Source organism: Micromonospora sp. NPDC047753 (assembly GCF_040642735.1).
GTDB lineage: Bacteria > Actinomycetota > Actinomycetes > Mycobacteriales > Micromonosporaceae > Micromonospora.
This window is the reverse complement of record NZ_JBEYSL010000213.1, coordinates 1-10,889: the sequence shown is the minus strand read 5'-3', so window position 1 is coordinate 10,889 and position 10,889 is coordinate 1. Positions and strand designations below refer to the sequence as shown.

General features: G+C 72.6%; 8 protein-coding genes and 1 riboswitch. Of the genes, 5 read left to right on the top strand and 3 right to left on the bottom strand.

Going from position 1 to position 10,889, the window contains the following annotated elements; all coding sequences use genetic code 11:
- Positions 1-967 (bottom strand): magnesium and cobalt transport protein CorA (locus ABZ749_RS18875; RefSeq protein ID WP_357229436.1); only part of this gene is annotated, 967 nt, incomplete at its 3' end.
- 155 nt (positions 968-1,122) lie between these two features.
- Here ABZ749_RS18875 and ABZ749_RS18870 point away from each other — a divergent pair.
- From ABZ749_RS18870 to ABZ749_RS18850, 5 genes are all read left to right on the top strand, one after another.
- Positions 1,123-3,081, top strand: coding sequence for an amino acid transporter (locus ABZ749_RS18870; RefSeq protein ID WP_357229433.1), 1,959 nt, complete (start codon positions 1,123-1,125; stop codon positions 3,079-3,081).
- A gap of 86 nt (positions 3,082-3,167) precedes the next feature.
- Positions 3,168-3,279: riboswitch (SAM riboswitch) on the top strand.
- A 32-nt stretch (positions 3,280-3,311) separates the two neighbouring features.
- Positions 3,312-3,455, top strand: coding sequence for a hypothetical protein (locus tag ABZ749_RS18865; RefSeq protein WP_357229430.1), 144 nt, complete (start codon positions 3,312-3,314; stop codon positions 3,453-3,455).
- A 100-nt stretch (positions 3,456-3,555) separates the two neighbouring features.
- Positions 3,556-4,422: an ABC transporter substrate-binding protein gene (locus ABZ749_RS18860; RefSeq protein WP_357229427.1), complete on the top strand. Its 867-nt coding sequence runs from the start codon at positions 3,556-3,558 to the stop codon at positions 4,420-4,422.
- Between the two features lie 39 nt (positions 4,423-4,461).
- Positions 4,462-5,235: an amino acid ABC transporter permease gene (locus ABZ749_RS18855; RefSeq protein ID WP_357196873.1), complete on the top strand. Its 774-nt coding sequence runs from the start codon at positions 4,462-4,464 to the stop codon at positions 5,233-5,235.
- The gene (locus ABZ749_RS18850) at positions 5,232-5,978 is read left to right on the top strand and encodes an amino acid ABC transporter ATP-binding protein (protein WP_357229425.1); all 747 of its coding nucleotides are present in this window, start codon (positions 5,232-5,234) and stop codon (positions 5,976-5,978) included. The genes ABZ749_RS18855 and ABZ749_RS18850 overlap by 4 nt, the downstream gene beginning before the upstream one ends.
- 8 nt (positions 5,979-5,986) lie before the next feature.
- On the opposite strand, the gene ABZ749_RS18845 is transcribed toward ABZ749_RS18850, so the two are convergent.
- Positions 5,987-7,561 carry a Na+/H+ antiporter gene (locus ABZ749_RS18845; protein WP_357229422.1) on the bottom strand — a complete coding sequence of 525 codons (1,575 nt, stop codon included), beginning with the start codon at positions 7,559-7,561 and terminating at the stop codon, positions 5,987-5,989.
- A gap of 138 nt (positions 7,562-7,699) precedes the next feature.
- Positions 7,700-10,889: BTAD domain-containing putative transcriptional regulator (locus ABZ749_RS18840; protein WP_357229420.1), on the bottom strand; the 3,190-nt coding region annotated here is incomplete at its 5' end.

The window sequence follows — 10,889 nt, the reverse complement described above, 5'->3', positions numbered from 1 at the left end:
AGGAGGAGACCTTCTTCAGCTCCTCGTTCTGGCTGTAGCTGGCCGCGGTGAGGCTGCGCATCTCCTCGTTCTGCTGCTGCGAGACGAGGGTGGCGTTGACGGTGAGGATGTTCTGCAACAGGTGCCGGAAACCATCCACCCGCTCCACCACCTGGGTCAGGTGGTCGGTCACGTCGCGCAGGTAGCGGCGCAGCTCCTCGTCGGCGCTGGCGCTGCCGGCGCCGTCGGCCAACGCGTCGAGCACGCTGAGCAGCGGGCGGGCAGCCCGCTGGAACTGGATGACCTCGCGGCTGAGCCCGTAGATGCGGCGGCTGGCGTTCGGGTCGCCACCGAACACCTGGGTCTCGATCTCGTCGATGTCGTTCTCCAGTCCGGCCACCACCGGCGCGTACCCGTCGACGACCTGGTCGAGGATCGCGTACAGGACCGCCTCCGGCCCCCGGGCGAGCATCTGCGCCTCGGTCTCCAGCCGCCGCCGCACCGCGGCCAGGTCGGGTGCCTCACCGTGTCGGACGGTGACCACGAACCCCGGGCCGATGAACAGGTGCAGCTCGGAGAACTCGACCTCCTCCCGGAGGTCGTCGTAGCGGGCGGCACGCAGCACCACGAACAGGGTGTGCCCGTAGCGCTCCAGCTTGGGCCGCTGGTGGGCGTTGATCGCGTCCTCGACCGCCAGGTCGTGCAGCCGAAACTCCCGGGCCAGCGAGGTGATCTGCTCGATGTCGGGCCGGTACAACCCGATCCAGGCCATCGCGCCTTCCTGCTCCTGGAGGCAGCGGTACGTCTCGGCGAGGCCGGACGGCGAGGCGAACCGGTGCCCCCGGATGTAGACCGCACTGTCCACCAGGCCGCCGTGGGACGCGGCGGCGGGTGACTCCGTGGGCGGCGGCACACCGACCCTCGTCTCGTACTCGTCGAGTTGGCGGCCGAAGCCCCCACCCGGGCGGAAGCGACGGCCGCCGACCATGCCCTGTCCCCTCCCCCGGTGCCGTCCCGACCAGCCCGGGGCGCTGCTTCCCCTCTGTCCCGGGCCCTGAAACCCGCAGTGGAGTCGGTTGGGTTCCCCGCACCAGCGGACGGGGCCGGCCCGCCGGGCGGATACTCACGGTGACCGTGGGCGGGATGACGGGGGACGCGCCGGTGAAGGTCGACAGACGCACCGGCCGGTTGCGGGGGTGGCTGCTCGAAGCCGGCTCGGACCAGGCCGTGCAGCACCCGGGGCCGCACGGGCGCCCGCCGGAGCACCGGCACCACCCGTGGTGGAAGGTGATGTGCCTGACCGGGGTCGACTACTTTTCCACGCTGGGTTACCAGCCGGGCATCGCGGCGCTGGCCGCCGGGGCGCTCTCACCGGTGGCGACCCTGGTGCTGGTGCTGGTGACCCTGCTGGGGGCGCTGCCGGTCTACCGGCGGGTGGCGGTGGAGAGCCCACACGGCGAGGGCTCCATCGCGATGCTGGTACGCCTGCTGAGCTACTGGCCGGGCAAGTTGCTGGTGCTGGTGCTGCTCGGTTTCGTGGCCACCGACTTCATCATCACCATCACCCTCTCGGCCGCTGACGCGACGGCGCACATCGACGAGAATCCGTTCTGGCCGAGCGGGCTCAAGGGGCACGAGGTACTTGTCACGCTGCTGCTGGTGTCGCTGTTGGGCGCGGTGTTCCTCAAGGGATTCACCGAGGCCATCGGGATCGCCGTCGTCCTGGTCGCGGTCTACCTGACGCTGAACGCGGTGGTGGTGGCCGACGCGCTGTGGCGGGTGGCGACGCATCCGAGCGCGGTCGGCGACTGGACCACGATGCTGACCACCGGGCACGGCGATCCGTGGATGGTGGTCGGGCTGTCGCTGTTGGTCTTTCCGAAGCTGGCGTTGGGTCTGTCCGGCTTCGAGACCGGGGTGGCGGTCATGCCGAGCGTACGGGGTGACCCGCAGGACTCGGAGGCACGACCGCTGGGCCGGATCCGTGGCGCGCGCCGGCTGCTCACCACCGCAGCGGTGATCATGAGCGTCTTCCTGATCACCAGCAGCGTGACGACCACTGTGCTCATCCCGCCGGAGGCCTTCCGGCCGGGTGGACCGGCGAACGGGCGCGCGTTGGCCTACCTGGCGCACGCCCACCTCGGCGAGGTGTTCGGCACCATCTACGACCTGTCCACTATCGGAATCCTCTGGTTCGCCGGGGCATCGGCGATGGCTGGTCTGCTCAACCTCGTGCCGCGCTACCTGCCCCGTTACGGCATGGCGCCGACCTGGGCGCGAGCCGTCCGGCCGCTGGTGCTGGTCTTCACCGCCGTGGCGTTTCTGATCACGATCGTCTTCGAGGCCAGCGTGGACGCGCAGGGCGGCGCGTACGCCACCGGGGTCCTGGTGTTGATCACCTCGGCCGCGACGGCGGTGACGCTCGCGGCGCGCCGGCAGCGTCAGCGCGGCCGCACCATCGCGTTCGGCGTCATCGCGGTGATCTTCGTCTACACCACGTCGGCGAACGTGGTGGAACGCCCGGACGGTGTCAAGATCGCGGGCTGTTTCATCGGCGGGATCATCCTGGTGTCGGTGCTGTCCCGGCTGATGCGGGCCTACGAGCTGCGCGTCGACCACGTGGAGCTGGACCACACCGCCGCTCGGATGATCGACGAACGTGCCGGACGACGGATCCGCCTCATCGCGCACGAACCCGACCGGCGCGACGAGTCGGAGTACCGCGCCAAGCTGGCGCAGACCATGGCGGACAACGAATTTCCCGACGACAGCGACGTCATCTTCGTCGAGGTCACTGTCACCGACCCGTCCGACTTCGAGACCGAGCTGCTGGTCCGCGGCGGGGTGGTCGACGGCCGCTTCCCGGTGCTCAGCCTGGCCAGCTCGTCGGTGCCCACCGCGCTCGCCGCCCTGTTGCTGGAGATCCGCGACCGCAGCCGTCGACGCCCTCACATCTACTTCGAGTGGTCCGAGGGTGGCCCGACCCGCAACTTCCTGCGCTACCTGGCGTTCGGACAGGGCGCCATCGCCCCGGTGACCCGGGAGATCCTGCGCCGCCAGGAGCCCGACCCGAACCGTCGACCGCACGTGCATGCCGGCTGACCTGCGAGCCGACAGTCCGTCGCGCACAGTGAGCGTGGTCATACCGACTGGACGATCCACCCGTTCCTGCTGCTAGCCTCGGCGTAGGTCATGAGCGCCAGCGCGAAGCCCCGGCTCGCTGGCCGGCAACCCTCCTCCGCGGTGGGGTGCCCCGGGTGAAGACCAGGCACCGGCAGGACGTCGGTGCAAGCGTGGCCTGGCACCCAGGTCAGCACAGACCCGGGAGAACCATGCGCATCATCCTCAGCACCACCCCACCGACCGACGTCGCGGACGCCCGCACCGGTCGACCCTCGCCCGCCCTGATCCGGCGACGGCACGTGGACATGATGCGAATGTGCAGCGCCGCCTGTCGTCGCGGCACCGCGCTCTAGCACCCCCTTCCCGAGCTCCTTTCCCACCGGTACGCCCATCGGGCGCGCCGTCGGTGGCGCACGCCCGTGCCCGCCGAGACACCACCCTTCGGAGACACCAGTGCGATTCCTTCCTGCCCTGACCCGCGCCGCCGCCCTGGGCGCGGTCACGATCCTTGCCGCCACCGCCCTCACCGCCTGCGGAGACGACAGCTCCTCCGACGCCGGCGCCAACCCGTACGGCCTGGCCCAGTCGGGCGTGCTGCGCGCCGGAACGCTGACCGACGCCCCGCCGAACGTGTACCTCGAGGACGGCAAGTTCACCGGCTTCGACAACGACCTGCTGACCGCCGTGGCCGGCAAGCTCGGTCTCACTGTCGAGTTCGTCGGCACCGACTTCTCCGCGCTGCTCAGCCAGGTCAACAACCGCAAGTTCGACGTCGGCAGCTCCTCGATCACCATCACCGAGGCCCGCAAGAAGACCGTCGACTTCGGCAACGGCTACGACTTCGGCTACTTCGGCCTGGACGTCCCGGCCGGCTCGCCGATCACCGGCTTCGACCAGCTCGCGGGCAAGCGGGTCGTGGTGGTGCAGGGCACCGTCCAGGACGACTACGCCACCGGCAAGCAGCTCAACCCGGTGCGGGTGCCGGACTACAACGGCGCGATCAACCAGCTCAAGGCGGGCACCGCCGACGCCTGGATCGCACCGGCCGAGATCGGTGAGAAGTCGGCCGCCGACAGCAAGGGCAAGATCACCGTGGCGGCCAAGCAGCTCAGCCCGGCACCGACCGCGTACGCGGTGGCCAAGGGGAACGACAAGCTGCGCGAGGCGCTGAACAAGGCCCTCGACGAGGTCATCGCCGACGGCACCTGGACCCGGTTGCAGGCCCAGTACTACCCGGGCCGTCCGATCCCGGCGGACTTCGCCCCGGGCAGCGGCGCGGTCAAGGTCGCGCCGTCGGCGTCCGCGTCGGCCGCGTCCTGAGCCGGTGACGAGCGAGCGGGGCGGTAGGAGGAGCAACCGATGGATCCGTTGAGCACCCTGTGGGAGACCTTCTTCGACTGGGACGCGATGCGCGAGGCGCTGCCCGAGATGCTGACCGTCGGGTTGCCCAACACGCTGATCCTGGCGGTCTCCGCCGCCCTGCTCGGCTCGGTGCTGGGCCTGTTGCTGGCCGTCGCCGGGATCTCCCGCAGCCGCTGGCTGCGCTGGCCGGCGCGGGTCTACACCGACGTGTTCCGGGGGCTGCCGGCCGCGGCGACGATCCTGCTGATCGGGGTCGGGCTGGCCCCGCTGGGCATGCAGGTCTGGGGGCCGGATCCCTACCCGTTGGGCATTCTGGCGCTGTCGCTCATCGCCGCCGCGTACATCGGCGAGATCTTCCGCTCGGGCATCCAGTCGGTGGAGGCCGCCCAGTTGGAGGGTGCCCGGGCGCTCGGCTTCTCCTGGGCCGACGCGATGCGGCTGGTGATCATTCCGCAGGGCATCCGGCGGGTGCTGCCGGCCTGGGTGAACCAGCTCATCGCGCTGATCAAGGACTCCAGCCTGGTCTACTTCCTCGGCCTGGTGGCCAGCCAGCGGGAGCTGTTCCGGATCGGGCAGGACTATGCGGCCACCACCGGCAACGAGTCGGCGCTGCTGCTGGCGGGCCTCTTCTACCTGGCGTTGACAGTCCCGCTGACGCACGTCGTCAACTGGATCGACCGGCGGCTGCGCAACGGCCGGCCGGCCACCGCACCTGACGACGAGGACGACGAGCCCCTGTTGCCCACCGCCACCCAGGGAGACCGGCGATGACCACCACGGAAACGACCACCTCGGTCAGCCTCGACGTACGCGACGTGCACCTCGCCTTCGGGCCGAACCGGGTGCTGCGCGGCGTCGACCTCTCGGTGCCGCGGGGCGCGACGGCCTGCGTCATCGGCCCGTCCGGGTCGGGCAAGTCCACCCTGCTGCGCACCATCAACCGGCTGATCGAACCGGACCGGGGCGACGTGCTGCTGGACGGGCGCAGCGTGCTGGGCGACGACCCGGACGCGCTGCGGCAGCGGGTGGGCATGGTGTTCCAGCAGTTCAACCTCTTCCCGCACATGAGCGTGCTGCGCAACGTCACGCTCGCGCTGCGCCGGCTGCGCAAGCTCGACACGGACGAGGCGGAGGCCGTGGCCCGGGCCCAGTTGGAGCTGGTGGGGCTGGCCGGCAAGGCGGATTCCCGGCCGGCGCAGCTCTCCGGTGGTCAACAGCAGCGGGTGGCGATCGCCCGCGCGCTGGCGTTGCGCCCCGAGGTGATGCTCTTCGACGAGGCGACGTCGGCGCTCGACCCGGAGCTGGTCAAGGGCGTCCTCGGGGTGATGGCCGACCTGTCCGCCGCCGGCATGACCATGGTGGTGGTGACCCACGAGATGGGCTTCGCCCGGCAGGTCGCCGACACCGTCGCGTTCATGGACCGGGGCGTGGTGCTGGAGGCCGGCCCACCCGCGGCGATCTTCGAACGGGCCGAGCACCCGCGGCTTCGCCGGTTCCTCGACCAGGTGCTCTGAGCACTCGGTCACTCGTTGGGCCCGCGGCCCAGCAGCCGGATCTCCTCGTTGTCCAGCGCGGACTGGAGTTCCTGGAGCACCAGGTCGTCGATCTCCCGGTTGTCGCGCAGTCGGGTGACCTCCCGCCTCTTGTGGGCGAGGACGCCGAGGCGCAGTCGGTGTTCCAACCGGCGCTCCTCGGCGGTGTTCCCGCCGCTCTCGTTGAGGTCCTCCAGATGACGCCGGTACTCGGCCTCCAGCCGGCGCACCGAGTCGTCCTGGGCACCGACCTCAGCGGCGACCTGCGGTAGGGCGGCCAGGCCCACCTCGGTGGCCCGCCGCCGGGCGTTGCGGGCCTCGTCGACGCGTTCCGGGTCGCCGGTGAGCCCGGCCCAGCGCACCACCAACGGCAGGGTGGTGCCCTGAAGCAGCATGATCAGCACGATCACCAGCGCGGTGACGAAGATGATCAGGTCGCGTTCGACCACCGGTCGACCGTCGACCATCACCGTCGGGACGGCCAGGGCCGCCGCGAGCGACACCGCGCCCCGGAAACCGGACCAGCCCGCGACGGTTCCGACCCGCCAGCTCGACGGTCCCTGGCTCGGGTCCATGATGCGGCGACGCCGCAGCCTCGCGATCTGTGAGGTGAGGTAGACGAAGAGCAGCCGGGTGCCGATCACGACGAGGGTGACCACCAGCACGATCACCAGAGCCCGCTGGGGCGAGGTGCTGGTGATCCCCCGGACCGCGCGGGGAATCTGCGTGCCGAGCAGGACGAACAACCCGCCGTTGATCAGGAAGGTGGACAGGTCCCAGAACGCGTACGCCAGGACCCGGGACCGGGCGCGGATCACCCGTGGGCCGGCGTAGGCAAGCACCAGGCCGGCGACCACCACCGCCAGCACACCGCTGGCGTGCACCGAGTCGGCGAGCAGGAAGGCACCGAACGGGGTCAGCACGCTGAGCGCGCCCTCGCGCAACGGATCGTCGAGCCGTTTGCGGATCAGCACCACTGCGGCCCCCACCAGCAGGCCGGCGACCACACCGCCGACGCTGGCGCCGACGAACTCCTCGCCGATGCCCAGCACACCGGGTTCGGCGCTGTGGCTGAGCAGCCCCACGGCCACAGCGAAGACCACCAGCGCCGTGCCGTCGTTGACCAGGCTCTCCGCGTGCAGGGTGGTGAGCAGCTTCCGGGGCAGCCGCTTGGCCAGGCCGGTGACCGCGGCGGCGTCGGTCGGCGCGAGGACCGCGCCGAGCACCCAGGCGGCGGCGGGGTTCACCCCGAACGCCTGCGCGGCGAACGACACGGTGACCATGGTGAGCACCACCAGCACCACGGCGAGCAGCCCGATCACCGGCAGGTTGGCCCGGATCTCCCGCAGGCTGATGGTGAGGCTCTCCCGGTACAGGATGGCCGGCAGGAAGATCAGCAGGACCAGGTCGGGTTCCAGGGTGACCTCGGACAGCGGCGGCGTGAGCCCGAGCAGCACACCCAACGCGATGAGCAGGACCGGCGGGGCGACCCGGTACCGGCCGCCGAGGGTGGTGCCGACGAGGACGGTGACGCCGAGTGCCACGATCAGGACGAGCGCCTCCACGCGTACCCCCTCCGATCATGGCCGACGCTGGACGCGCCGGTGGTTCCATCTGACCGCACCCCACGGCTGGTTCCGGCCGAAACCGGCAAGTCGCCGGGGAGCCAGAGCGCGTTGGCCGGACACACCCCGCCTCGGCGCTCAGGATGGGTCGTCGGCGCGGACGCGCGCCAGGAGCATCCGGGCGCTGCGGCGATGCTCGGCGGCTTCCTCGTCGCGGCCCAGCGCAGCGGCCAGATCGGCGAGGTGCGCTGCCACCGGGCCGACGGTGACCACCCCGCTGCCGGCAGCCAGTTCGGTGGCGGCCGGGCGGAGCGCGCGGGCGACGCGTTCCATCGTGGGACGGTCGCCGACGGCCAGCGCCGCCCGCGCGGTGAGGCACAGCCGCACCTCCCGAAGCAGGTCGTGCGGCCCGTCCGGCAGGGCCCGCAACGCCGCTGTGGCAGCACCGGGGTCGTCGGCGGCAGCGAGCAGCAGGGGCCGCACCCAGGGCCCATGCGGGCCCCAGTCCAGCCGCTCCCAGTCCTCGTCGTCCGGCCCGGGAATCGGCCGCAGTGCAGCGGCCAGCCGGGGGTCACCTGCCGGCGAGGCGTCGCTGACGGCGTCGGCCAGGCGCAGGCCGAGCAGGGCGAGCGGCAGCAACCCCTGGGCCAGGCCCGGCATACCGTCGGCGGGCAGCTGTTCGGCGGCAGCACGGTACGCGATTGCCGCGGCGTCCCGATCGCCGCCCAACGCCAGCCGCAGCGCGGCGTACCACCGGGTGAAGACACCGACCAACGGCAGCTCGTACGCCTCGGCGAGGCGGTCGGCGGCGAGGGCGTGCGCGTCGGCGGCGGGCCGGTCGGCCAGCGCGCAGTTGGCCTGAACCAGGACGAGATGGCCGAGCACCTCGAAGGTCACCAGATGGTGCCGGGCGGCCAGCTCGACCAGTTCCACGCCGATCCGCGCCCGCGCGTCAGCCAGGCCGACGCGGTGGAAGGCGTGCATGAAGCGGGCGTTGAGCGCGAACGCCACCAGAGCGGGATCGCCGATGTCGCGGGCGATCGTCTCGGCCTCGGCGGCGGCGCGGCGGCCACGATCGGTGGTGGTGCCGCGCAGCTCCAGCGCGAGGGTGCTCAGCAGCCGGCTGCGCTGCGCCGAGCCGATCGGGCCGAGCGCGGTCAGGGCGTGTTCGGCGGCCCGGACGATGTGCCCGGAGAGCAGGTCGTCGTCGTTGCGCGTCCAACTGGCGGGCACGTCGAAGCCCGCCAGCGCCTCCTGGATCAGCAGGGGGTCGCCGGTGGACTCGGCGACGGTGATCGCCTCGGCACGCCGTAGCCGCGCCTCGGCCAGCCGGCCCGTAACGGCCAGCGCCCGCCCCAGGCCGAGCAGCGCGGTCACCCGCCCACGCGGCTCGACCCCGCCGGCACTGTCGTACGCGTCGATCGCCTGGCCCCACAGGCGGGCCGCCTCGTGGGGGTTGCCGCCCCGCTCGGCCCGCTCGGCCGCCACCTGGGCGTACGTCGACGCCTCGGCGGCGTGGACCGGCCCGCCGGCGCGCAGCAGGTGGTACGCGAGGGCCGCCGGCTCGACGGGTTCCCGCTGTCGCAGCACCTCGGCGACGGCCGCGTGCCAGGCGGCGCGGCGCGGCGCTGACAGGTCGGCGTAGAGCGTGTCGCGGACCAGGATGTGGGTGAAGCGCAGCCGCCCGTCGGACTCCCGCTCGGTGAGGAACCCGGCCGCCAGGGCCCGGTCCACGGCGTCCAACCCTGCCGTCGGGTCACCGGCCAACGCGCCCAGCACGTCCGGGTCGAGATCCCGACCGAGCACGGCCGCCTGCCGCAGCACGGTACGGGTCGAGGCGGGTAGCTGCGCCAACCGGTGCCGGATCACGTCGCGTACCCCGGGCGGCACGGCTGCCAGCCCTGCCTGCCCCGTGCTCGCGTACAGCTGGGCCAGCTCGCGGACGAAGAACGGGTTACCGCCGCTGCGCCGGTGGATCGACCGGGCGGTGGCCTGGTCCAGTTCCGTCCCGACGATGGCGCCGGCCAGCTCGCCGGTCGCCGACGCGGGCAGGCCGGCAAGATACTCCCGGACCGGCTCCAGCCCCGCGGCGCGGGCCAGCGTGGCGGTCAGCTCCGGGCTGATCTCGGTGGCCCGGTAGGTGCCGAGGATCAGCACCGGCCCGCTGGCCGGCCGCGGGCCGGTGAGCAGCGCGGTCAGCAGGTCCAGGGTGTCGCCATCGGCGCGGTGCAGGTCGTCGAGGACCAGCAGGACCGGCTCCCGGTCGGCGACCGCCGCGATCAGCGAGGCAACCGCGCGGTGTCGACCGAACCGCACGGTGGCGGGGTCGGCCGAACCGTCAGCCGAGCCGCCTTCCAGGTCGGCAGCGGGCTCGGCGGTCCCGGCGAGCGTGTCGGTGATCTGGGTCCACGGCCACGCCGGTGGGGCTCCCTCGTACTCCGGGCTGCGTCCCCACGCCGTGGTCCAGCCCTCGGCGGCGAGTTGCCGGGTCAGCGCCTCGGCCAGCGCCGTCTTGCCGGCACCCGGGTCGCCGCTGAGCAGGGCGAGCGTGGGCTGGCGGCGGCGGGACGCGGCCTCGGCGGCGTGCCGCAGCCGCTCCAGCTCCGCGTCGCGGCCGACGAACGGACGCTGCTCCGTCTCGACGGGTCGCACGGGTTCCCCGGGGCCGGGGGTGGCGGCCCGGTCGAGGGGCGGGGCAAGGTGCGGCGCCTGGGCGAGGATGTCGGTTTCCAGCCGTCGCAGCTCGGGTCCCGGATCCACCCCCAGCTCGGTCACCAGGACGTGGCGGGCCTCCCGCAGTGCGGCCAGCGCGTCGCCCTGCCGGCCGGCGCGGTACCGGGCCGTCGCGAGCAGCCGCCACGCGTCCTCGCGCAGCGGATGGCTGGCCAGGTGTGCCGGCAGGTCAGCGGCGGCTTCGTCCGGTCGGCCCACCGCCAGGAGCGCCTCAGCCCGCCGCTCGACGGCGAGCATCCGCAGCTCGTCCAGCCGGTTGATCTCCGCGACCGCCCAGGACTCGTTGGCGCAGTCGGCGTACGCGGGCCCGCGCCAGAGCCCGAGCGCCGACTCCAGCGCGGCCAGGGCCGGCGCGGGACGCCCGGCCGCCAGCAGCCGGGCCGCCTCACCCACGGCCGCCTCGAACTGTCCGGCGTCCACCGCGTCCGGGGCGGCCTTCAGCGCGTACCCGGGCGGCTCGGTGACCAGGATCCGGGGCGGCTGCCGGGGTGGCCGATCGGCGTTGGGGCCGAGGAAACCGGTGACGGTGCCCGGCTCGCACTGGAACGACACGTCGTCCACGGCCGGGTGTGGCCCGTACCGCTTGGTGAGGTTC

Excerpts from the sequence above, each read along its gene's own strand:
- ABZ749_RS18855 (WP_357196873.1), top strand. The coding sequence starts at position 4,462 with ATGGATCCGTTGAGCACCCTGTGGGAGACCTTCTTCGACTGGGACGCG.
- ABZ749_RS18850 (WP_357229425.1), top strand. The coding sequence starts at position 5,232 with ATGACCACCACGGAAACGACCACCTCGGTCAGCCTCGACGTACGCGAC.
- ABZ749_RS18865 (WP_357229430.1), top strand. The coding sequence starts at position 3,312 with ATGCGCATCATCCTCAGCACCACCCCACCGACCGACGTCGCGGACGCC.
- ABZ749_RS18870 (WP_357229433.1), top strand. The coding sequence starts at position 1,123 with ATGACGGGGGACGCGCCGGTGAAGGTCGACAGACGCACCGGCCGGTTG.